The sequence below is a fragment of the Streptomyces venezuelae ATCC 10712 genome, assembly GCF_008639165.1.
Taxonomy (GTDB): Bacteria; Actinomycetota; Actinomycetes; order Streptomycetales; family Streptomycetaceae; genus Streptomyces; species Streptomyces venezuelae.
Map to the genome: position 1 here is coordinate 7279589 of NZ_CP029197.1, position 20717 is coordinate 7300305.

Below are 20717 nucleotides of genomic sequence, written 5' to 3' on the forward strand. Positions count from 1 at the left end.
GATCGGAGGGGAGGGGAGCCGGGCAGAGGGGGGGGCGCGGTCACGCCCCCCAGCCGGCCTGGTCGCCGCCGACGCGCTCCGCGGCGATCCGCTCCTGGTGCCCGGAGCGGAGATAGGCGGCGACCGGGTCGGGGTCGAGCCCCCGCTCCTCGCGCAGCGCGCGCAGCAGGGGCCGTACGTCGGTGGCGTAGGCGTCCATCAGGACGGCGTGGGCGGCGAGGACGTCACCGGACCGCTGGGCGGCGGCGAGCGCGTCGGCGTCGACGAGCAGCGCCTTGGCGGTGGCCTCCTGCACGTTCATGACCGAGCGGATCACGGCGGGGACCTTGTCCTCGACGTTGTGGCACTGGTCGAGCATGAAGGCGACGCCCGCCGAGGGCTCGAGGCCGCCGTTCCGTACGACCTCGTGCATGATCCGGAACAGCTGGAAGGGGTCGGCGGCACCGGCCATCAGGTCGTCGTCCGCGTAGAAGCGCGAGTTGAAGTCGAAGCCGCCGAGCCGCCCTGCGCGCAGCAGCAGGGCGACGATGAACTCGATGTTGGTGCCCGGCGCGTGGTGCCCGGTGTCCACGACGACCCGGGCCTTCGGGCCGAGCGCGAGGCAGTGGGCGTACGCGGTGCCCCAGTCCGGCACGTCGGTGGCGTAGAAGGCGGGCTCGAAGAGCTTGTACTCCAGGAGCATCCGCTGCCCCTCGCCGAGCCGCGCGTACACCTCGGCGAGGGACTCGGCGAGCCGCTCCTGCCGGGCGGTGACGTCGTCCTGCCCGGGGTAGTTGGTGCCGTCGGCGAACCAGAGCTTCAGGTCGGCCGAACCGGTCGCGTCCATGATGTCGACGCAGTCGAGCAGGTGGCCGACGGCCTTGCGGCGTACGGCGGGGTCGGGGTGGCAGACGCTGCCGAGCCGGTAGGCGTCGTCCTGGAAGGTGTTGGAGTTGATCGCGCCGAGGCGCAGGCCGCGCTCCTTCGCGTACGCGGCGAGGGCGGCCCAGTCGTCGACCCGGTCCCAGGGGATGTGCAGGGAGACCGTGGGGGCGATGCCGGTGTACGCGTGGACGCGGGCGGCGTCGTCGAGCTTCTCGTACGGGTCACGGGGCACGCCGGGCCGGGTGAACACCTTGAAGCGGGTGCCGGAGTTGCCGTAGCCCCAGGAGGGGGTTTCGATCCGCTGGGCGGCGAGTGCGGCCTTCACGGCAGCGATGTCGGGCATGTCCACCTCGGGGTGCTCGAAGCCTTGAAATGAATCGATTCAGTGATCGGGAAGCTAACCACCACGCAGGATGCCGTCAAGACTCTTGACGCTCCTCGACCGGACGGCCTAGCGTCCCGAGCGCCGAACTGAAACATTTCAGCTACTCGGGGGAGGGGAGAGGAGACGACATGACGGCGATGCGGCGGGTCTGCTTCCTGCTCAAGGTCCGGGCCGGGCGGGTCGAGGAGTACCGGGCGCGCCACGAGCACGTCTGGGCCGAGATGCTGACGGCCCTCTCCGCCGCCGGCTGGCACAACTACTCCCTCTTCCTCCGCGAGGACGGGCTGCTCGTCGGCTATCTGGAGACACCGGACTTCGACCGGGCCCGCGCCGCCATGGAGGCCACCGAGGTCAACGCTCGCTGGCAGGCGGAGATGGCGGAGTTCTTCGAGGAGCTCGACGGACAGGCGCCGGACGCCGCCATGCGGCCGCTGACGGAGGTCTTCCATCTGGCGTGAGGGGCGCCGGGCGGCGTCGGCGTCGACGGGTGGGGCGCGGGGCCCACGGGCAAGGCGGGGGCGCCGCGCGGCGCGGGGAGGCGGCGGCGTCGTGCGGGGCGCGGGCGGCGGGCGGCCCGGCGCGGCCGCATAGGATGAAAACCGGGGCGGGACCTCGCCCGGACGGGGCGGTAGGGGCAGGACGGACCAGGTGGGACGGATGACGGACACCGCGCGGACGGTCGGGAACGTCGGCATCAAGGACGTGGCACGCGAGGCGGGCGTCTCCGTCGGCACCGTCTCCAACGTGATCAACCAGCCGGACCGGGTCTCGCCCGCGACGCTCCAGCACGTCCGCCGGGTCATCGACCGCCTCGGCTACGTCCGCAGCGAGTCCGCCCGCCAGCTCAGGGCCGGCCGCAGCCGCATCATGGCGCTGCTCGTCCTCGACATGGGCAATCCCTTCTTCGTCGACATCGCCCGGGGCGCCGAGCGCACCGCGCGGGCGGCCGGCCTGGGCGTCATGGTCTGCAACAGCGACCAGAACGCCCGGGACGAGGCCGACTACCTCTCCCTCTTCGCCGAACAGCGCGTCCGGGGCGTGCTCGTCACCCCCGCCGACCCCAGCGGTGAGAACCTCCGCGAGTTCCGCCGGCACGGCATCCCGGCCGTGCTCGTCGACCGGGTCGCGGGCGACGGCGCCGGATGCTCGGTCTCCGTGGACGACGTCGTCGGCGGCTCCCTCGCGGTCCGGCACCTCACCGCGACCGGCCACCGGAGCTTCGCGTACGTCAGCGGCCCCGCCCATCTCCAGCAGATCCGCGACCGCCGCGAAGGCGCCCTCCTGGCCCTCGCCGAGGCCGGACTGCCCGCCTCGGCGCTCCGGGAGATCCCGGCCGAGCGGCTCGACGTGGCCTCCGGACGCGACGCCGGCTCCCGGCTGCTCGGCCTCCCCGACCGTCCGACCGCCGTCTTCTGCGCCAACGACCTGCTGGCCCTCGGCGTCCTCCAGGCCCTGTACGCGGCGGGCGTCCGGGTCCCGGAGGACATGGCCATCGTCGGCTACGACGACATCGAGTTCGCGGCGGCCGCGACCGTGCCCCTCACCTCCGTACGGCAGCCGGCGCTGACCCTGGGGGCCAAGGCCGCCGAACTGCTCCTGGAGGAGACCGGCGAGCGGGCGGCCGACCACCGGCACGCGCACGTGGTGCTCCAGCCGGAGCTGGTCGTCCGCCGCTCGACGCTCGCCGGGCACTGACCCCCCTGGAGGCTCCCCGGGAAGCGGGCCGCCTCAGCGGACGCCGAGGAGGTGTTCAAGGGCCAGCTGGTCGAGCTGCTCGAAGGCCATGGAGCGGGCCGCCGCCGCGTCCGGGTCGAAGGTCTCGTACGCGGTGGGGTCGGCCAGCAGCGCCGCGAGGCCGTCGGAAGCGGTGGGCACGGCGAGTTCCGGCAGCCGGGAGGCGGCCAGGGCCCGCTGGACGTCCGGGTCGGCGCGGAAGGCCGCCGCGCGCTCCTTGAGGATCAGGTAGTTGCGCATGCAGTTCTTCGCCGACTCCCACACCCCGTCGGCGCCGTCCGTCCGCACCGGCTTGAAGTCGAAGTGGCGCGGGCCCTCGTACCCGGCCGTCTCCAGGAGGTCCACCAGCCAGAACGCCTGACGCAGATCGCCCGCGCCGAAGCGGAAGTCCTGGTCGTACTTGATGCCGGACTGGCCGTTCAGGTCGATGTGGAACAGCTTGCCCGCCCACAGCGCCTGCGCGATGCCGTGCGGGAAGTTGAGACCGGCCATCTGCTCGTGGCCCGTCTCCGGGTTCACGCCGACCAGTTCGGGGCGCTCCAGGCGCTCGATGAAGGCCAGGGCGTGCCCGATGGTGGGCAGCAGGATGTCGCCGCGCGGCTCGTTCGGCTTGGGCTCGATGGCGAAGCGCAGGTCGTAGCCCTGCTCGGTGACGTACTGGCCGAGCAGGTCGAAGGCCTCCTTCATCCGGTCGAGCGCGACCTGGACGTCCTTCGCCGCGCCGGACTCGGCGCCCTCCCGGCCGCCCCAGGCCACGTACACGGTGGCGCCGAGCTCGACGGCGAGGTCGATGTTGCGGAGGGTCTTGCGCAGGGCGAAGCGGCGTACGTCCCGGTCGTTGGCGGTGAACGCGCCGTCCTTGAAGACCGGGTGGGTGAAGAGGTTCGTAGTGGCCATCGGCACCGCGAGCCCGGTGCGGTCCAGGGCGGCCCGGAAGCGCTTGACGATCGCGTCGCGCTCGGCGTCCGGGGCGCCGAAGGGGATCAGGTCGTCGTCGTGGAAGGTGACGCCGTACGCGCCGAGGTCGGCGAGCCGCTCGACGGCCTCGACGGGGTCGAGCGCCGGGCGGGTCGCCTCGCCGAACGGGTCGCGGCCCTGCCAGCCGACGGTCCAGAGGCCGAAGGTGAAGCGGTCCTCGGGGGTGGGGGAGAAGAGCTCCGGCATGGTGTGTCCTTCTCTTGCTCTCGGGATTTGTTTTCTGAGATAACTAATACGGGACGGACACGCGGGGCGCCAGCCCCCGCCACGGATCGGCCCCCGGGACGACCTACCGTGACGCACTACAGGGAAGAGGTGAGGACGTGCCCACGAGCCGCTCCGTCGTGATCGGCGTGGACAGCTCCACGCAGTCCACCAAGGCCGCGGCCGTCGACGCCGACACCGGCGAACTCCTCGCGATCGGCCGCGCCCCGCACACCGTCACCGGCACGTCCGGCGCGCGCGAGAGCGACCCCGAGGAGTGGTGGACCGCCCTGGCGACGGCCGTCCGCGCCTCCGTCCGGCAGGCCGGGATCCCCGCCGACGCCGTCACCGGCATCGCCGTCGCCGGGCAGCAGCACGGCCTCGTCACCCTCGGCGCCGACGGACGCCCGCTGCGCCCCGCGCTCCTCTGGAACGACACCCGCTCCGCGCCCCAGGCCGCCGCCCTCGCCGAACGCCTCGGCGGCCCCGCGGCCTGGCTTGCCCGCACCGGCTCGGTCCCGGTCGCCTCCATGACCGCCGCCAAATGGCAGTGGCTGCGCGAGAACGAACCGCGGCACGCGGCGGCGGCCACCGCGGTCCGCCTCCCGCACGACCACCTCACCGAACGCCTCTGCGGACACCCGGTGACGGACCCCGGGGACGCCTCGGGGACCTGCTGGTACGGGACGGGCGTCGGCGTCGGTACGGGCGTCGGCGTCGGCGTGGGTACGGGCACGGGCATCGGCTTCGGCTCGGGCGTCGGCGTCGGCTTCGGCTCGGGCGTCGGTACGGGCACGGGAGTCGGCGCCGGCACCGGCACCCGTACCAACGCCCGCTCCCGCGCCGCGACTTCGACAGCCGGGGCAGGGGCTTACGACCGCGAGATCCTGGATCTCCTCGGGCTCGACCCCTCCCTGCTCCCCGCCGTCGCGCCCGGCGGCGCCACCCGCGTCGGCACCCTGACCCCCGCCGCGGCCGAGGCCCTCGGACTGCCCCGGACCGTCGCCGTCGCCGCCGGGACCGGCGACAACATGGCCGCCGCCGTCGGCCTCGGCCTCGGCGGCGCCGGGCTCCTCGACCACCCCGTCGTCAGCCTCGGCACCTCCGGCACCGTCTTCGCCGCCACCAGGACCCGCCCGGCGGACCCCGCGCTCGCCGGATTCGCCGCCACCGACGGCACGTACCTGCCGCTCGGCTGCACCCTCAACTGCACCCTGGCCGTCGACCGGTTCGCCACCCTCCTCGGCCTGGACCGGGAGGACGCCGCACCGGGCGGAGAGGTCGTGGTCCTGCCGTACCTCGACGGCGAACGCACCCCCGACCTGCCCCACGCCGCCGGGCTCGTCACCGGCCTCCGGCACGGCACCGAACCCCGGGCCGTCCTCGGCGCCGCCTACGAGGGCGCGGCCTACACCGTGCTGCGCGCCCTCGACGGACTCCTCGCCGCCTGCGGCCTCGACCCGGCCGATCCCGCCGTACGGGACCGCCCGCTGCGCCTGATCGGCGGCGGCGCGCGCGGCCGTGCCTGGACCGAGACCGTCCGCCGGCTCTCCGGCCGTCCGCTGGTGGTGCCCGCCGCGGAGGAACTCGTCGCCCTCGGCGCGGCCGCCCTCGCGGCGGGAGCCGTGACGGGCGCGGACCCGGTGGCGCTGACGACGGCCTGGGGCACGGGCGCGGGCGAGGTGCTGCCGCCGGTCCGGCGCGACGAGGAGACCTGGGACCGGATCGCCGCGGTCCTCACCGCCGCCGGCCCGACCTTGCTGCGCTGACGCGCGGGCCGTACGGGCCGGGGGCCACACGCCCGGCGAGGACGCGAGCCAGGGGGTGGCGGTCCGGGCCACCGCCACCGTGCCGCCCCCGCGAACCCCCGGCCCGGCCGCTGGTCGTCGGCGCGTCCGCCGTATTACCCTGCGCGAAAACGACACGGGGGAGGCACAAGTGGGGGCTCTGCTGGTTCTGTTGGCGGTGCTGGTCGGGGTGGGCGCACTGCTCGTCGTCACGCTGCTGCGCCGCGGCCGGGGCGGGACGGACACGGCCGAGGGGCTGCTTCTGGAGCAGCGGGCCCGTGACCAGGCGCACCACGACCGGGTGTCCTTCTCCTCCTCAGCCGTCCACAATTCCGTACCGACCGCGAGCGACGCCTACAACCGCCGCTCGGGCCGTCCGTAGGAGGCCTCCGGCCATGCCGCTCACCAGCCGTCTCGAACGCCGCATCCGGCGCGACTTCCCCGACCCCGACACCGCGGCGGAGATCAGCCGCAGGCTCTTTGCCCTCCCGGAGACCATGGGCTATTCCCGGGACTTCTTCACGCAGGAGCGCTGCCACGCGGCGATGCTGCTGCTCGCCGGGGGCAGCGTGCGAGGGTTCGACGAGGCGCAGGAACTCGCCGCGCGGGACTGGCGCGACCTCCTCGTCGCCGCGGACCTCGCCGAATCGGACTGGCCCGCCCGCCTCGACACCGAACTGGGCCCCGAAACCCCATGACCCCGGGGCCGGTCGCGGCCCGTCCCCCCTCGGCCCCGTCTACTCCGCCCCCGCCGTGACCCGGCGCTGGTGCACCCGCAGATGGAGGGTGGCCAGGTCCAGGAGGGGGGTCGGCACACCAAGGGCGCGGGCGCGGGCCGTCAGGTCGCCGAAGAGGTGCTCCACCTCGGTCGGCCGGCCGGCCGACAGGTCGCGGTAGAGGGACGGGACCATCGGGGACCCGGGGACCGACACCACGGCGAGCGTCGCCGCCCGCTCCGCCTCCGGTACGGGATGGCCGGCCGCGGCGGCGACCGAGGCCGCCTCGTCGAGCAGCGCCGGGCCCAGGGCCGGGCCGCCGGGCGTGTCGTACACGTCGCCGACCGTGCCGCGCATCAGGCTCGTCACGGCGCCGAGGGTCGTGATGAACACCCACTTGTGCCACATCGCCGTGAGGGCGTGCGCGGGCACGGGCGAGGCGATGCCCGCCCCTTCGAGCACCGCCCGGATCTTCGCCGCGCGCGCGGACGCCGTCCCGTCCTGCTCGCCGAGCGTCACATGGGCCAGCGGGGCGAGCCGCCGGATGTCGCCGTTGTCGTCGAGGGTGGTGACCACCTTGGCGACGCCGCCGAGCACGGCCGAGGCCCCGAAACGGGCGGTGAGCGCGTCCATGTGCGCGAGGCCGTTGAGCAGCGGGACGACCGCCGTGTCCGGCCCGACCGCGGGCGCGACGTCCTCGATCGCCCGGTCGAGGCCGGTGGACTTCACCGAGAACAGCACCAGGTCGTACGGGGTGTCGAGCGCGTCGGCGGTGACGAGGCGGGGCGTGATGCTCCACTCCTCGTCCCGGCCCACCACCCGCAGCCCGCGTTCGCGCAGCGCCGCCGCGCGGGCGGGGCGGACCAGGAAGGTGACGTCCTGTCCGGCGCGGGCGAGGAGGGCGCCGAAGTAGCCTCCGGTGGCACCGGCGCCGACGACCAGGATCTTCATCGTTGTGAACCTCTCGTGGAGCGCCCGGTGGGCGCGGTGGTGAGCAGGGGCGTGAGCAAGCGGTGGCGCTGGGCGAGCGCCGCCGTCACGGGGTCGGCGTCGGGCCCCGGGGCGGCGAGCCCCGGGCCGGGCGCGACGAGGACGTCCGTCACCGGGACGGCCGTACCGCAGCCCGTACAGCGTCCGTCGGCGTCGAGCGGGGCCTCGTCCCCGGCGTGCAGGAAGACGCGGCGCGGGCCGCCGTCCGCCGGGTGGAACTCCTCGCCCCAGGCGGTCAGCGCGCGGACGGCGGGCCAGAGCGCGACCCCCTTGGGCGTGAGCCCGTACACCTCGCGCCGGCCCGTGCCCGGCTCCGGCCGGCGGTCCAGGACGCCCGCCTCGGTGAGCCCGGCGAGCCGGTCGGCGAGGACGGCGCGGGGCACGCCCAGGTGCGCCGCGAACTCGCCGAACCTGCGCACCCCGTAGAAGGCGTCGCGCAGGATCAGCAGCGTCCAGCGCTCGCCGACGATCTCCATCGAGCGGGCGAGGGCACAGGTCTGGCCGCGGTAGTCACGCGGAAGCGTCATGAACGGACCCCCTGCGTGCCGAGCGGACTCCTAGTGTCATGGCCGGACCCTAGCGCAGAACAGTTCGGTGACCGAACTCTTTTCGCCCTCCATGTCCGCCGGAGCTGTTTCCGGGCGAGCGAAAGGGGCGACTAGGCTCTCGCTCACCATGAACCAGCCCACGGAACCCAAGGCCGACAAGTCGGGCGTGCGCCGGCACAACCTGAGCCTCGTCCTGCGGACCGTCCACGACGCGGGAGAGACCACCAGGGCCGCCGTCGCGGCCCGCGTCGGCCTCACCCGGCCCGCCGTCTCCTCCCTCGTCGAGCAACTCCTCGACCTCGGCTTCCTCGTCGAGTCGGGCAAGACGTTCAGCGGGCAGGCCGGGCGACCGGGTACCGTCCTGAAACCCGCCGACACCGGACCCGCCGGCCTCGGCGTCGAGATCAACGTCGACTACGTGACGGTCCGCGTCGTCGACCTCACCGGCACGGACCGCGTCCGGCACACCGAACGCCTCGACAACCGCGCGGCCGACGCCCCCGAGGTCCTCGCCCGCGCCGCCCGCATCGCCGCCGAGGCCCTGGACGCCGCCGCCGAACGGCGGCTCGTCCCGGCCGGAGCCGGACTCGCGCTGCCCGGCCTCGTCTCCGGCGGGACCGTCCGGCAGGCACCCAACCTCGGCTGGCACGAGGTCCCCGCCGAACGCCTCTTCGGCGACGCCCTCACGACGCTCCGCCCCGGCACTGCGGGCCTCGCCCTCACCTCGGACAACGAGGCCAACATGGCGGCCCTCGCCGAGCTGTGGTCCGGCACGCTCGGCGACCTCCGCACCTTCGTGCACCTGACGGGCGAGATCGGGGTCGGCGGCGCCCTCGTCGTGCACGGCGAACTCCTGCGCGGCGCCCACGGCTTCGCCGGGGAGATCGGCCACCTGGTCGTCGACGCGGAGGGCCCCCGCTGCCGCTGCGGCTCACGCGGCTGCCTCGAACAGTACGCCGGACAGGCCGCGCTCCTCCGCGCGGCGGAGGCCAGCGGCGTCCCCGACCTCGTGGGCCGCGCCGGATCGGGCGACCGGCGGGCCCTCGCGGCGCTCGCCGAGGCGGGCCGCATGCTCGGACGCGCCCTCTCGGGCGCCGTGAACCTCCTCGACCCGGAGGCCGTCGTCCTCGGCGGCATCTACCCCCAGCTGATGCCCTGGCTGGCCCCCGCGCTGGCCGAGGAACTCTCCGACCGTGTCGTCTCGGGCCTCTGGACCCCGGACGCGGGCCGCCTCCGCCCCGCCTCGGCCGCCACCGACGCCTCGCGCGGCGCGGCGGCCCTCGTCCTCCACGACGTCCTGTCCGACCCGTCGGCGTACGCCGCCACGGGGGCGGGCGCGGGGACGGCACCGAACGGACGGGGCTGAGCCGGGCTCCTCTCCAACCCGGTCCGGGCTCCTCGCAAGGCCTGATCCGGGCTCCCCGCCAACACGGATCCGGGCTCCTCGCAAGGCTTGCTCCGGGGCATCCCAGGCCCTGCCAGGCATCCTGCTACGGTCGGGCGCCATGAGCTGGCTTCCCGACGACTTCGTCCACCCCGTCCTGGTACCGCTGCCGGGCGGTGGTCATCACCTGCGGCCGATCCGGGAGGCGGACACCGCGCTCGACTATCCGGCGGTGATGGGTTCGCGCGAGCGGCTGTGGACCACCTTCGGCCCGGCCTGGGGCTGGCCCGCGGCCACCATGACCTACGAGGCCGACCAGGCCGACCTGTTGCGGCACGAGAAGGAGATCGCCGCGCACCAGTCCTTCAACTACGCGCTGTTCGACACGGCGGAGACGGCTCTGCTCGGCTGTGTCTACATCGACCCGCCCGAGAAGGCCGGCGCCGACGGCGAGATCTCCTGGTGGGTGGTGGACGAGCTGGTGGGCAGCGAGGTCGAGGACGCCCTCGACGCGCTGGTGCCGCAGTGGATCGCCGCGGACTGGCCGTTCGAGCAGCCGCGCTTCCTCGGCCGCGAGATCTCCTGGTCGGACTGGCTCGCCCTGCCGGAGCATCCCGACGGGGACCCCCGGGCCTGACCCGGTTCCACGAGGCCCGGCCCCGTCGGGCGGTGCCGCGCCTCAGCGCGTGCCGGCCCCCGGCGGGTCGACGAACGGGCGGGTCAGGTGGGCCGTCGCGAGGATCGCCCCCCTGTCGACGGCCCGGGCGAGCAGCTCCTCGCGCGAGGCCCGCGCGGTCGCCGGATCGCGTTCGTGGGCGTACGCCACGGCCGGCGCGGCGAGCTGGACCGCGTGCACGACGGCGTCGCCGGTGACCAGGACGTCGCGGCCGTCCGGCCGTTCGACCAGCACGGACTGGTGGCCGGGCGTGTGACCGGGGGTGGGCAGCAGGGTGAGGCCCGGACGAAGCCGGTGCCCGCCGTCGACCTCGTGCAGCTGCCCGGAGGCCCGGAGCGGCTCCACCACCCAGTCCCACACCGGGTCGAGACGGTCGAGCGCGGCGGTCTCCGCCCGCTGGACGACGTACCGGGCCGCCGGGAAGAACGGCCGTCCGGCGGCGTCGGCGGCCCACCCGGTGTGGTCCTCGTGCAGATGCGTCAGGACCACGGTGTGGACGTCCGCCCGGTCGATCCCCGCCTCCGTCAGCAGCTCCGGCAGCCGGCCGGGCACCGGACACCACGGAGCACCGGGCCCCTCGGCGGGACCTACGCCCGCGTCGATCATCGTCCAGCCCGAACCGTCGGGATCGGCGACCGCGAAGCAGCGGAAGTCCAGCCGCCACGCGCCGTCGGGCCCCACCGCACCCGGGTCGAGCGCCGCGGCGGCGGCCCACTCCGCGGCGACCGCCCCGGGGAACGCGTCCCGCGCCGGCTTGAAGAACAGTCCGGTGGCGTCGAGCAGCGCCGTCACCGGTCCCCTCCGCGTCGACTCTCCGTCATCGGCCATGCGGCAGACTCTGCCAGCCCCCGGCTCCGTGTGACCAGGAGACCGTCACTCTCATCCCGCTCTCACGCCGGCCTTATCCCGCCATCACCCGGCGCCCCTAGCTTCACGCGCATGTTCTTCACCTACCTCCGGCGCGAACTGCGCCGCCGCAGAAGGGCGGCGCTCGTCGTCGCCTCCGGGCTCGCGCTCGGGATCGCGCTGGTCATCGTCGTCAACTCGGTGTCCACCGGCATGAACCAGGCCCAGGGCAAGGTCCTGGAGTCCCTGTACGGCCTGGGTACGGACCTGACGGTGACCAAGGCGCAGGAGCGGCCCGCGGACGGCGCGCAACCGCAGCGTCCCCGGTTCGAGTTCCAGGGCAAGGAGGAGGGCGAGGAGCAGAGCAGCGACCGGCTGATGGTCCAGGGCTTCCAGACCCTCGCCGACTCGACGGTGGCCACGGTGGCGGGGCAGCCCGGTGTCGACCGGGCCGTCGGTGGGCTCAGCCTCGTCAACCTGAAGATCAACGGGGAGTTCGCGCGCGGCCGGATCCAGCGCGGCCAGACCCAGCAGGGTCAGCCGGGCGCCGGGACCGGTGGCGGCAGCGGCAACGGCGGTGCGAACGGCGGAGGTTCAGGACCCGGTGACACCGTCACCGGCGGCGGTGCCGCCTTCGACGTCGACTCCTTCACGCTCTACGGCACCGACGTCACCGCCCCCGATCTCGGCCCCCTCACCACCTCCACCGTCTCCCAGGGCCGTACCTTCAAGACCACCGAGACCGACGCCGCGGTGGCGGTCGTCGACAGCGCCTACGCGCAGCGGAAGAACCTCGCCGTCGGCGGTGAACTGACCGTCAAGAACGTGAAGTTCGACATCATCGGCATCGCGACGGCCGACCGCGGCCAGTCCGCCGCCCAGGTCTACCTGCCGCTGAAGCGCGCGCAGACGCTCTCCGGGTCCGCCGCCAAGATCACCACGATCTACGTGAAGGCGACCGACTCGACCCGGATCGACGCCGTCAAGACGGCCATCCAGAAGAACGTCACCGGCACCACCGTCACCACCTCGGCCGACCTCGCCAAGACGGTCTCCGGCTCCCTCGACACCGCCGCCAACCTTGCCTCCGACGTGGGCCGTTGGCTGTCCTACGCGGTGCTCCTCGCCGCCGTCCTCGTCGCGGGGCTGCTCACCTCCTCCGCCGTCACCCGGCGGGTGAGGGAGTTCGGCACGCTCAAGGCGCTCGGCTGGAAGAGCGGCCGGGTCACCCGGCAGGTCGTCGGCGAGGCCCTCGTCAACGGCCTCATCGGCGGCGCCCTCGGCATCGCGATCGGCCTCGCCGGCGCCTACGCGGTGACCGCTGCCGGTCCGACCCTGACCGCCGAACTCGGCGCGGGCGGCGGCGGGTTCGGCGGCGGGTTCGGTGGAGGCGGCGGACGCGGCGGCATGGTCTTCGGCGGCGGTCCCGGCAGCACGGCCGCCGGCAAGGCCGTCGACATCGCCCTCACCGCCCCCGTCAGCGTCACCACGGTGGGCCTCGCCTGCCTCCTCGCCCTGGGCGGCGGCCTCGTCGCGGGCGCCTTCGGTGCCTGGCGCGCCTCGCGGCTGCGCCCCGCCGACGCGCTGCGTCGCGTCGAGTAGCCGCCCGAACCCACCCACGTACCACAGGAGTCGCACCATGTACGAACTCATCGGCGTCACCAAGCAGTACCGGCGGGGGCAGGAGAGAGTCGACGCGCTCGCCGGGGTCGACCTCACCCTCGCCCAGGGCGACCGGCTGGTCATCCAGGGCCCCACGGGCGGCGGCAAGTCCACCCTGCTGCAGATGCTCGGCGGTCTCGACCGCCCCACGTCGGGGCAGGTGCTGCTCGACGGCACCGACCTCGCCGCGCTCTCCGAGCGCCGGCTGACGGCCGTCCGCGGCCAGAACATCGGCTTCGTCTTCCAGAGCTTCAACCTCATCCCCACGCTCACCGCGCAGGAGAACGTGGAGACCACGCTCGTCCCGCTCGGCGTGCGGCCCGCGGAGCGCCGCGACCGGGCGGCCGAGGCGCTCGCATCGGTCGGACTCGGCGAACGCCGGGGTCATCTGCCGTCCGAGCTCTCCGGCGGCCAGCAGCAGCGGGTGGCGATCGCCCGCGCGCTCGTGAAGCGCCCGAAGGTGCTGCTCGCCGACGAACCCACCGGAAATCTCGACGAGTCGATGCGCGACGAGATCGTGGAGCTGCTCGAAGGGCTGTGGAAGGAGCACGGGTTGACCTTCGTCATGGTCACCCACGACAGCGCGATCGCCCGCCGGGCGCCCCGCCTCGCCACGATCCGCAAGGGGCGGATCACGGTCGAGGAGAACCGCCGGGCGGCGTCGCCCGACCCGGTCGAAGCCTGACCCGGGCCCGGTCGACGGACGGCGAACGCCGCCGGCCGGGCCCGGGAGGCCCTCACACGGGCACGCCGTGTCCGCGCAGATAGGCCAGCGGGTCGACGTCCGAACCGAAGTACGGCGTGGTCCGCACCTCGAAGTGCAGATGCGGACCCGTCACCCGCCCGGTCGCCCCGGACCGCGCGATCCGCTGCCCGGCGGACACGCTCTGCCCGACGGACACGTCGATCCGGGAGAGATGGGCGTACTGGGTGTAGCGGCCGTCCGGGTGCCGGATCACCACCTCGTAGCCGTACGAGCGTCCGTAGCCGGCGGTCACCACCCGGCCGGGTCCGACCGAACGGACCGCCGTCCCGGTGGGCACGGCGAAGTCATGCCCCGTGTGGTACCCCTTCGACCAGGAACCGGGCTGCCCGTAGTACCCCGTGAAGGTGTACGAGGAGGAGACCGGCGCCCTCCAGCCGCGTGCGGCGCCGGAGGGCGCCGACGGCCCGGACGTGCCGGGCGGCCTGGAAGCGCCGGAAGGACCGGAAGGACCGGAAGGACCGGAAGGTTTCGACGGCTTCGAGGTGTGGCCGACGGGCAGACCCGTGCGCTCGGTGTACGTCGAGGCGTGGCTGGTCCAGTACCAGTGGCCGCGGGACCGGTACCAGTAAACGCGGTCCCGCGCGTCCCAGCCCTGCCGCCCCCGGAACACCGGCTTCCCGGCCCGCCCGCCGCCTCCGCCCGCGGCGGCGTCCGTACCGGCGGAGGCACCGGAGCGCTGCGCGTACGTCGAGGCGTGGCTGGTCCAGCGCCACTCGCCCGCGGCGTTCCGGAACCAGTACTTTGAGCCGTCCCAGCCCGCGTGCGCCGGGGCGGGCTCGGCCGCCGCCGTGCCCGCGCCCGCTCCGGCCAGGGCGACCGCCCCCACGGTCGCGACGACCGCGCGGCGCACCCCGCGCAGGGTGGGCAGCGCGCGCGACCCGTCGGCGGCGGCGCGCCGGGCGGCGCCGGCGCAGCCCGGGCAGCCGCAGTCGAGGGGTGTCTCATCGGTGAACGCGGGGGTCTCCACGATCCTCTTCACTCCTGATTCGGGTCGGCCGGGCCGCCACTGCGGGTGTAGAAGGCCACGGTCAAGTCCTTGACCAGGGCCTGGCGTTCGAAGTCGTCGAGTTCGACGAGCCCACGGCTGGTCAGCCGGGTCACGGTGTCGTCCACGGCGTCGATGACGCCGGTCAGGACCGAGTCCCGGTGCTTCGCGTCGAGCGCGGCGACCTGCCTGCGGCGCATGGCGGCGGCGACCTCGGGGGCGTACTCGATCCGGGTCGGCTGTGCGGAGAACACGGCGATGCCGACCGGCCGGCACTCGGCCGCGAGCATCCGGGTCAGCGCGGCGCCGACCGCCTCGGCGTCCCGCAGGGTCGGCGTGTCGCCACGGAACGCGTCGGCGGGCAGCTGCGACAGCACCCGGGCGGCCGCCGCCTCCACCTGCTCCCGCAGATAGCCGAGATGGTCGTCGACGGCGAGCAGTGCGCGGGCGGTGTCCCGTACGGACCACACGACGAGGACGACCACGCGCAGCGCCGAACCCTCGGCGTCGACGACCGCGATCGGCTCGCTGCGCCAGTGCCGCAGCCGTACGTCGATCCGGCGGCGCAGGACGAAGGGGCTGATCCAGACGAGGCCGGTGCGGCGCACGCTGCCCCGGTACCGGCCGAAGAGCGAGAGCACCCAGGCGGAACCGGTCCGTCCCCGGGTCAGCCCGCCGAAGGAGACGACGGCCACGACGAGGCAGCAGGCGAGCGCCGCCCAGTGCCAGGGCGGCAGCACCGCGTCCCGGAGCGGGCGGGCCCGCCACAGGGTGGTGCCGACACCGGTGAGCGCGGTGAGTCCGGTGAGGACGGCGACCCAGCCGGGGACGGCGGGGCCGGGACGTTCGGCGAGTTCGGGGTCGACGGGCGGGGGACGGCGGGGGAGTTGGACGGCGGTGGCTGCGAAGGACGTGGACGCGCGGGGCGTGGACGCGGCGGACTCGGACGCGAGGGACACGGGTGCGAGGGGTTCGCGCGCGGGCGGCTCGGGCTCGGGCTCGGTGCGGCGCGTTGGGGTGGGGAGCGTCGGCGTCGTGGGGAGCGGTTCGGTGGGGGAGGTGGCGGACCGGAAGAGGTCGTTCATCGGTATGCCGTCCGCGGGCCGGCGGATGCGGACGGGCAGGGGCCGCTTCTGTAGCTCGGTCATGAGGCCCTTCCGGCCGTCCATGAGGTGACGGCGCGTCGGATGATCTTCATGCACCATCGTCACAGGGGTGTATGTCCGGAATGCCACGACGAACGTCCCGAATGTCCAGGACCAAGGTCCCTTGGCCAAGGCTTCACCGAAGGCCGTTGTCAGTGGCTGCCCCTACCGTTTTCACCATGACGACGACGACCTATCTGGAGCTGTCGCAGGACGGCGGCGGTGCCCACAAGTTCTACGAAGTGACCGTGGAGGACCTCGCGGTGTCGGTCCGTTACGGCCGCATCGGCTCGGCGGGCCAGACGCAGCGCTCCACGTTCCCGACCGCGGCGAAGGCGCAGGCGGCCGCGGCGAAGAAGATAGGGGAGAAGGTCCGCAAGGGATACGCCCCGGCCGTACGGGGACAGCGGGCGGCCCGCGCCGTGACGCGTCGCGCGGTGACCTCCGCGCCCTCCACCGCCCGCGCCGTCGCCCCCGTGCTCTGGCGCTTCCGGACCGGCTCGGCCGCCTTCGGCATCCACGTCGACGAGGAGCGCTGCTGGGTCGGCAACCAGGCGGGCGACGTCTTCACGCTCGACCGCTCCGGCGAGGTGCAGGCCCGGTTCAGCCTGCCGGACGGCGTCAAGTGCCTGGTCGCCGACGACTTCTGGATCTACGCGGGCTGCGACGACGGCAAGGTGTACGACCTGTCGTCGAAGCTGCCCTTCGCCGCCTACGACATCGCCACCGACGTCGACATCTTCTGGCTCGACATCCACGAGGGCGTCCTGCACGTCGCCGACCGCTCGGGCCGGCTGACCGTCATCGACCACGAGGACGAGCACCAGTGGGCGCGCGGCGGCCAGGGCGAGCACGCGTGGATGGTCCGCGCCGACGGGGACGCCGTCTACTACGGCGACACCCGGGGCGTCGCCGCGCACGCGCCCGACGGCGGCGGCGAGCTGTGGCACACGGCGACCGAGGGCGGGGTGCTCTTCGGCTGGCAGGAGGACACCGCGGTCTACGCGGGCACGTCCCGCAAGAAGGTGCAGCGGATCGCGAAGAAGGACGGCAGGGTGGAGGCGGTCTACGCCTGCGACAGTCCGGTGTACTCCTGCGCGACCTCGCCCGGCGGCCGGTTCGTCTTCGCCGCCGACTCGGCCTCCTCCGTCTACTGCTTCGCGGAGGACGGCACCCGGCTGTGGAAGCTCGGTACGGGCGGGGGTTCGGCGCTCTCCATGCAGTACCGCGACGAGCGGCTCTATCTGGTGACCACGGACGGCTCGCTGGTCTGCGTGGACGCGAGCGAGGCGGCCATCGAGGCGGCCCAGGAGGGCACGGTCCCGGTCGCCCGGGACATCAAGCTCGCCGCCGCCCTGCCGGTGTACGAGCCGGCCACGACCGTCACCGCCGTGACGTCGGTCAGCGACGCCCCGGCCGGTTCGGTGGTCGTGGAGTGCGTGACGGAGAACGGCAGGACGCGGGTACGGGTCGTCTCCCAGGGCTACGACTCCGGGTGGAACGTGCAGTTCCCCCGGGCGATCCGGGAGCCCGGCGCGCGGTACGTGGTCGACGCGCTGCACCCCGCCGCCGGCGGCTTCTACCGGGTCCGCGGTGACATCCGGCGGCTGCGATGACGGCGGGCCCGGGCGGCGCGCGCCCGGGCGGGGGCGCGGGCTCCGGCGGTGGGGGCTCCGGGGGTGCGGGAGCGGGCTCCGGGGGAGGGGGCACCTTCGAGGCGGCGACGGGCGACGGCCCGCCGGTGGGCGCGGCGGACGCCGAGCAGCGGTCAAGGGAGGTCCGGGCCGCCCTCGACGGACTGCTGCAGATCAGACGGCTGACCCTCCGCCAGGGCGGCGGCGACCCGAGGGCCCTGCCCGCCGACTGGGAGCGGCGGCAGCCGGTCCGCGCGGTGGCCCTGGCCCTGGAGTCCGGTGGGCTGACGCCCTCCTCGGTGGACGCCACCGGGGCGCGGACGACCGCCGGGTACCGCGTGCGGGCCGGCGACCGGCCGGAGACCGCCGTGGTCGAGTGGCTGGGCCCGCCGGGCTCGGGCGCCGCACGGGAGGAGGCGGAGGCGCTCGGCGCGTGCGTGCCGCGGCTGGCCCGGCTCGGCTGGGAGGCCCTGCTGTACAAGGGCCCGCGCGGCCACCGCTACCTGGAGGTGGAGCCGATGGCGGGCTGAAACCGGGCCCGGTGGGGCCGCGAGGTCAGGCGATCGAGGCGGAGACGATCGCCGAGACCGCGATGTTGCACGAGGCGGTCACCCAGACCGCCGGGTGCGGCTGCGGGTCGACCAGGGTGGCGCCCAGCTTGCCCGGGGTGACCAGGTCGACCACCAGGAAGGCCACGGCCATCATCACCAGGCCGAGCAGGCCGAACGCGGCCGTCGAGACGAGACCCTTGCCGAAGTTGTCGTAGGTCGTCCAGATCGAGGTGAAGACGATGCCGCCGATGCCGAGGAGCGCGGAGCTCAGCAGGATCGCGGCGTTGCGGTTGCGGTCCTCCCAGATCTGCCGCCCGAGCTTGCCGGGGGTCAGCAGGTCCACGAGCACGATGCCGAGGATCAGCAGGACCACGCCGAGGGCGCCGTAGGCGCCGGCCCGGCCGAGGCCGTTGACGATGTCGCTCATGGGGTGCCGGTCTCCGGGAAGTCACGATCACGGGGGATCGGTGGTCAAGGACCGGCAAAATGTAGCGCACGCGTCAACGGCGGCCGCCGCCCGCCCGGGCATCGGGCGGACGGCGGGGGCTGGTGAACGGCAGGCGGGCGGGGCCGCGACCGGGGGAGCGGGCGCCGAAGCGTCCCGATCAGGTCCCCGGCGGCAGCTTCTTGGCGCGCGAGCGCACCTGGAAGGCCGTGACGATCTCGACCGCGCCGACGGCGACGAGCCAGATGCCGCCCAGGACCATCAGCACCGCGGCCGACTCCAAGGGGGAGACAATGAGGACCACACCGGCGAGCGCGTTGACGATGCCGAGGAAGATGTGCCAGCCGCGGGCCGGCATCGCCGGGTCGGAGGCCGCCGCGATGGTCTCCGTGATGCCGCGGAAGAGCCAGCCGATCCCGATCCAGAGCGCGAGCAGCAGGATCGACTGCGTCGCGCCCCGGAAGCAGAGCAGGCCCAGCAGGATCGACAGGGCGCCGCTGATGAACGCCATGACCCGCAGCGCGGTCGTGGTGTGCGTGCCGAAGGCGGCGACCAGCTGCATGACGCCGCTGAACAGCAGGAAGAGGCCGAAGAGCACACCGGCCACGAACAGCGACGCGCCCGGCCACACCAGGACGAGGACGCCGAGTACCAGCGCCGCGAACCCGGCCACCAGCAGCGCCTGCCAGGCGGCGCCCGCGAGTACGCCCAGAGGGCCGGGAGGTATGTCGTGGTCGTGACGGGGCGGGTGGTCATGGGCCTGTGTCATGAGGGCTCCTTGGTCGCGGGAGACGGCAGAGGGAGGAGGCAGAGGGAGACGGCGGGGAGATGGCGGTCAGAGAGGGGTGGCGTAGGTGCTCAGGAAGAGCGCCTCGGCCAGCGCCATGTGCTCGATCTCGGAGGGGTCCACGCTCTCGTTGGGCGCGTGGATGAGGCAGCCGGGCTCCTCGACGCCGATCAGGGCGATCTCCGCGTCGGGGAAGTGGGAGGCGAGCACGTTGCAGAGCGGGATCGAACCGCCCTGCCCCGACTGGACCATGTCCTTCCCGTACGCCTCACGGAGCGCGGTGCCGAGCGCCCGGTAGGCGGGGCCGTCGGTGCGCGCCCGGAACGGCTGCCCGGCGCCCTCCTGTTCCACCTCGACCCGGGCGCCCCACGGGGCGGCCCCGGTCAGGTGGTCGGTGAGGGCGCGTACGGCCTCGTCCGCGTCGATCCCGGGCGGGATCCGCAGGCTGACCCTGGCGCGTACCGTCGCCTGCACCGCCGCCGAGGAGCCCACCACCGGCGGGCAGTCGATGCCGAGGACGGTCACGGCGGGCCGTGCCCACAACTCGTCGGCGACCGAGCCCGTACCGACCAGGGAGACGCCGTCGAGGGCGCCCACATCCGTACGGAACTGCTCGGCCGGGTAGTCGACCCCGGTCCAGGCGCCGTCGCCCGGCAGGCCCTTGATCGCAGTGTTGCCGTGTTCGTCACGGAGGCTGTCGAGGATGCGGACCAGGGCGGCGAGCGCGTCGGGCGCGGGCCCGCCGAACATGCCGGAGTGCATCGGGCCCTTGAGGGTGGAGACGGTGACGACGACGTCGGCGAGCCCGCGCAGCGAGGTGGTCGTGGTGGGCAGACCGCGCGCGAAGTTGCCGGTGTCGCAGATCAACAGGGTGTCGGCGGCGAAGAGTTCGGGCCGCAGCGGCACCAGCCGCTCCAGGCCTCCGGTGCCCTGCTCCTCCGAACCCTCCGCCACGAACTTGATGTTCACGGGGAAGCCCCGGCCCTCGGCGCCGCCGAGCGCGCGGAGCGCCGTGAGGTGCATGGCGATGTTGCCCTTGCAGTCGGCCGCGCCGCGCCCGAACCAGCGTCCGTCGCGTTCGGTGAGTTCGAACGGCGGGGTCTCCCAGGCCGCGTCGTCCAGCGGCGGCTGGACGTCGTAGTGGCAGTAGAGGAGGACGGTGGGCGCCCCCTCGGGGCCCGGCGCGTGTCCGACGACCGCGTCCGTGCCGTCCGGGGTCGTCACCCGCCGCATGTCGCGGAGTCCCGCCTCGGTGAAGGCCCGTACGAGGAAGTCGGCGGCCTCGGCGCACTCCTCCGGCGGGAACTGGCGCGGGTCGGCCACGGAGCGCATCGCCACGAGCGCGGTCAGGTCCTCCTTCGCCCGGGGCATCAGGGCCCGGACCTTCTCCCGCAGGGCTGCGGTCCCGGTGGACTCGGCGGTCATGCGTACCCACTTCCCTCGGGCCGGCGCGGGGGCGCGGCGCGCGGGCCCCCGGGACGGCGACTGCCCTCCCACCCAAGCACCGGCGGACAAACGCCGCAAAACATGACTCGGACGGCGTATCTGTCAGGGCTCCCGGGGGCGCGGTCCGGGACGGCCGACGACAGTGGACGGCGTACGAGTCCCCACGACGGCGTACGAGTCCCAC

21 protein-coding genes are annotated in these 20717 nt (G+C 74.2%); 11 read left to right on the forward strand and 10 right to left on the reverse strand.

What is annotated here, in order from left to right; genetic code table 11:
* Positions 1-40 precede the first annotated feature (40 nt).
* The gene (rhaI, locus tag DEJ43_RS33305; RefSeq protein WP_015037836.1) at positions 41-1207 is read right to left on the reverse strand and encodes an L-rhamnose isomerase; all 1167 of its coding nucleotides are present in this window, start codon (positions 1205-1207) and stop codon (positions 41-43) included.
* Positions 1208-1386: 179 nt separating this feature from the next.
* On the opposite strand from rhaI, the gene DEJ43_RS33310 reads away from it, so the two are divergent.
* Both DEJ43_RS33310 and DEJ43_RS33315 read left to right on the forward strand, forming a co-directional pair.
* Positions 1387-1707: an L-rhamnose mutarotase gene (locus DEJ43_RS33310; protein WP_041664480.1), complete on the forward strand. Its 321-nt coding sequence runs from the start codon at positions 1387-1389 to the stop codon at positions 1705-1707.
* Between the two features lie 199 nt (positions 1708-1906).
* The gene (locus DEJ43_RS33315) at positions 1907-2944 is read left to right on the forward strand and encodes a LacI family DNA-binding transcriptional regulator (RefSeq protein WP_015037838.1); all 1038 of its coding nucleotides are present in this window, start codon (positions 1907-1909) and stop codon (positions 2942-2944) included.
* A gap of 33 nt (positions 2945-2977) precedes the next feature.
* Here DEJ43_RS33315 and xylA read toward each other — a convergent pair whose 3' ends face one another.
* Complete coding sequence (xylA, locus tag DEJ43_RS33320; protein WP_015037839.1) at positions 2978-4147, reverse strand: xylose isomerase; 1170 nt, start codon at positions 4145-4147, stop codon at positions 2978-2980.
* A gap of 137 nt (positions 4148-4284) precedes the next feature.
* Between xylA and DEJ43_RS33325 the strand changes: the two genes are divergently transcribed.
* The 3 genes from DEJ43_RS33325 to DEJ43_RS33335 all read left to right on the forward strand — a co-directional run bounded on the left by DEJ43_RS33325 (position 4285) and on the right by DEJ43_RS33335 (position 6650).
* Entirely contained in the window at positions 4285-5934 is a 1650-nt protein-coding gene (locus DEJ43_RS33325; protein WP_015037840.1) for an FGGY family carbohydrate kinase, read from the forward strand.
* Positions 5935-6103: 169 nt separating this feature from the next.
* Positions 6104-6334 carry a hypothetical protein gene (locus tag DEJ43_RS33330; RefSeq protein WP_041663182.1) on the forward strand — a complete coding sequence of 77 codons (231 nt, stop codon included), beginning with the start codon at positions 6104-6106 and terminating at the stop codon, positions 6332-6334.
* A 13-nt stretch (positions 6335-6347) separates the two neighbouring features.
* Positions 6348-6650 carry a hypothetical protein gene (locus tag DEJ43_RS33335; protein WP_015037842.1) on the forward strand — a complete coding sequence of 101 codons (303 nt, stop codon included), beginning with the start codon at positions 6348-6350 and terminating at the stop codon, positions 6648-6650.
* A 39-nt stretch (positions 6651-6689) separates the two neighbouring features.
* Here the strand turns inward: DEJ43_RS33335 and DEJ43_RS33340 are convergent, their stop codons facing one another.
* The gene (locus DEJ43_RS33340; protein ID WP_015037843.1) at positions 6690-7619 is read right to left on the reverse strand and encodes a ketopantoate reductase family protein; all 930 of its coding nucleotides are present in this window, start codon (positions 7617-7619) and stop codon (positions 6690-6692) included.
* Complete coding sequence (locus tag DEJ43_RS33345; RefSeq protein ID WP_015037844.1) at positions 7616-8185, reverse strand: winged helix-turn-helix transcriptional regulator; 570 nt, start codon at positions 8183-8185, stop codon at positions 7616-7618. The genes DEJ43_RS33340 and DEJ43_RS33345 overlap by 4 nt, the downstream gene beginning before the upstream one ends.
* A 148-nt stretch (positions 8186-8333) precedes the next feature.
* Here DEJ43_RS33345 and DEJ43_RS33350 point away from each other — a divergent pair, with 148 nt between their 5' ends.
* Entirely contained in the window at positions 8334-9572 is a 1239-nt protein-coding gene (locus DEJ43_RS33350; protein WP_041663184.1) for an ROK family transcriptional regulator, read from the forward strand.
* A gap of 139 nt (positions 9573-9711) precedes the next feature.
* Positions 9712-10227: a GNAT family N-acetyltransferase gene (locus DEJ43_RS33355; protein WP_015037846.1), complete on the forward strand. Its 516-nt coding sequence runs from the start codon at positions 9712-9714 to the stop codon at positions 10225-10227.
* 42 nt (positions 10228-10269) lie between these two features.
* Here the strand turns inward: DEJ43_RS33355 and DEJ43_RS33360 are convergent, their stop codons facing one another.
* The gene (locus DEJ43_RS33360; RefSeq protein WP_051025971.1) at positions 10270-11094 is read right to left on the reverse strand and encodes an MBL fold metallo-hydrolase; all 825 of its coding nucleotides are present in this window, start codon (positions 11092-11094) and stop codon (positions 10270-10272) included.
* 111 nt (positions 11095-11205) lie between these two features.
* On the opposite strand from DEJ43_RS33360, the gene DEJ43_RS33365 reads away from it, so the two are divergent.
* Positions 11206-12714 (forward strand): ABC transporter permease, encoded by a 1509-nt coding sequence (locus DEJ43_RS33365; RefSeq protein ID WP_015037848.1) that lies wholly within the window; start codon positions 11206-11208, stop codon positions 12712-12714.
* A 37-nt stretch (positions 12715-12751) separates the two neighbouring features.
* On the forward strand, positions 12752-13459 hold the full coding sequence (locus DEJ43_RS33370) for an ABC transporter ATP-binding protein (protein ID WP_015037849.1): 708 nt from the start codon (positions 12752-12754) through the stop codon (positions 13457-13459).
* A gap of 52 nt (positions 13460-13511) precedes the next feature.
* Here the strand turns inward: DEJ43_RS33370 and DEJ43_RS33375 are convergent, their stop codons facing one another.
* Both DEJ43_RS33375 and DEJ43_RS33380 read right to left on the reverse strand, forming a co-directional pair.
* Positions 13512-14507, reverse strand: a complete 996-nt coding sequence (locus tag DEJ43_RS33375) for a M23 family metallopeptidase (protein WP_015037850.1) — start codon at positions 14505-14507, stop codon at positions 13512-13514.
* An 8-nt stretch (positions 14508-14515) separates the two neighbouring features.
* Entirely contained in the window at positions 14516-15673 is a 1158-nt protein-coding gene (locus tag DEJ43_RS33380; RefSeq protein ID WP_233448011.1) for an SPFH domain-containing protein, read from the reverse strand.
* Between the two features lie 176 nt (positions 15674-15849).
* Between DEJ43_RS33380 and DEJ43_RS33385 the strand changes: the two genes are divergently transcribed.
* Together DEJ43_RS33385 and DEJ43_RS33390 are read left to right on the forward strand one after the other, a co-directional pair.
* Entirely contained in the window at positions 15850-17286 is a 1437-nt protein-coding gene (locus tag DEJ43_RS33385) for a WGR domain-containing protein (protein ID WP_041663185.1), read from the forward strand.
* A complete protein-coding gene (locus DEJ43_RS33390; RefSeq protein WP_015037853.1) occupies positions 17283-17834 on the forward strand; it encodes a hypothetical protein in 552 nt (183 codons plus the stop codon). Before DEJ43_RS33385 ends, DEJ43_RS33390 begins: the two co-directional genes overlap by 4 nt.
* Positions 17835-17859: 25 nt before the next feature.
* Here the strand turns inward: DEJ43_RS33390 and DEJ43_RS33395 are convergent, their stop codons facing one another.
* The 3 genes from DEJ43_RS33395 to DEJ43_RS33405 all read right to left on the reverse strand — a co-directional run bounded on the left by DEJ43_RS33395 (position 17860) and on the right by DEJ43_RS33405 (position 20512).
* Positions 17860-18282: a DUF350 domain-containing protein gene (locus DEJ43_RS33395; protein ID WP_015037854.1), complete on the reverse strand. Its 423-nt coding sequence runs from the start codon at positions 18280-18282 to the stop codon at positions 17860-17862.
* A 178-nt stretch (positions 18283-18460) separates the two neighbouring features.
* Entirely contained in the window at positions 18461-19069 is a 609-nt protein-coding gene (locus tag DEJ43_RS33400; protein ID WP_015037855.1) for an HdeD family acid-resistance protein, read from the reverse strand.
* A gap of 66 nt (positions 19070-19135) precedes the next feature.
* Positions 19136-20512 carry a dipeptidase gene (locus DEJ43_RS33405; protein WP_015037856.1) on the reverse strand — a complete coding sequence of 459 codons (1377 nt, stop codon included), beginning with the start codon at positions 20510-20512 and terminating at the stop codon, positions 19136-19138.
* Between the last annotated feature and the right edge of the window lie 205 nt (positions 20513-20717).

Coding starts and splice junctions, on each gene's coding strand:
- rhaI (WP_015037836.1), bottom strand. CDS start 1,207: ATGCCCGACATCGCTGCCGTGAAGGCCGCACTCGCCGCCCAGCGGATC.
- DEJ43_RS33310 (WP_041664480.1), top strand. CDS start 1,387: ATGCGGCGGGTCTGCTTCCTGCTCAAGGTCCGGGCCGGGCGGGTCGAG.
- DEJ43_RS33315 (WP_015037838.1), top strand. CDS start 1,907: ATGACGGACACCGCGCGGACGGTCGGGAACGTCGGCATCAAGGACGTG.
- xylA (WP_015037839.1), bottom strand. CDS start 4,147: ATGCCGGAGCTCTTCTCCCCCACCCCCGAGGACCGCTTCACCTTCGGC.
- DEJ43_RS33335 (WP_015037842.1), top strand. CDS start 6,348: ATGCCGCTCACCAGCCGTCTCGAACGCCGCATCCGGCGCGACTTCCCC.
- DEJ43_RS33340 (WP_015037843.1), bottom strand. CDS start 7,619: ATGAAGATCCTGGTCGTCGGCGCCGGTGCCACCGGAGGCTACTTCGGC.
- DEJ43_RS33345 (WP_015037844.1), bottom strand. CDS start 8,185: ATGACGCTTCCGCGTGACTACCGCGGCCAGACCTGTGCCCTCGCCCGC.
- DEJ43_RS33350 (WP_041663184.1), top strand. CDS start 8,334: ATGAACCAGCCCACGGAACCCAAGGCCGACAAGTCGGGCGTGCGCCGG.
- DEJ43_RS33355 (WP_015037846.1), top strand. CDS start 9,712: ATGAGCTGGCTTCCCGACGACTTCGTCCACCCCGTCCTGGTACCGCTG.
- DEJ43_RS33360 (WP_051025971.1), bottom strand. CDS start 11,094: ATGGCCGATGACGGAGAGTCGACGCGGAGGGGACCGGTGACGGCGCTG.
- DEJ43_RS33365 (WP_015037848.1), top strand. CDS start 11,206: ATGTTCTTCACCTACCTCCGGCGCGAACTGCGCCGCCGCAGAAGGGCG.
- DEJ43_RS33370 (WP_015037849.1), top strand. CDS start 12,752: ATGTACGAACTCATCGGCGTCACCAAGCAGTACCGGCGGGGGCAGGAG.
- DEJ43_RS33380 (WP_233448011.1), bottom strand. CDS start 15,673: ATGACCGAGCTACAGAAGCGGCCCCTGCCCGTCCGCATCCGCCGGCCC.
- DEJ43_RS33385 (WP_041663185.1), top strand. CDS start 15,850: ATGACGACGACGACCTATCTGGAGCTGTCGCAGGACGGCGGCGGTGCC.
- DEJ43_RS33390 (WP_015037853.1), top strand. CDS start 17,283: ATGACGGCGGGCCCGGGCGGCGCGCGCCCGGGCGGGGGCGCGGGCTCC.
- DEJ43_RS33395 (WP_015037854.1), bottom strand. CDS start 18,282: ATGAGCGACATCGTCAACGGCCTCGGCCGGGCCGGCGCCTACGGCGCC.
- DEJ43_RS33400 (WP_015037855.1), bottom strand. CDS start 19,069: ATGACACAGGCCCATGACCACCCGCCCCGTCACGACCACGACATACCT.
- DEJ43_RS33405 (WP_015037856.1), bottom strand. CDS start 20,512: ATGACCGCCGAGTCCACCGGGACCGCAGCCCTGCGGGAGAAGGTCCGG.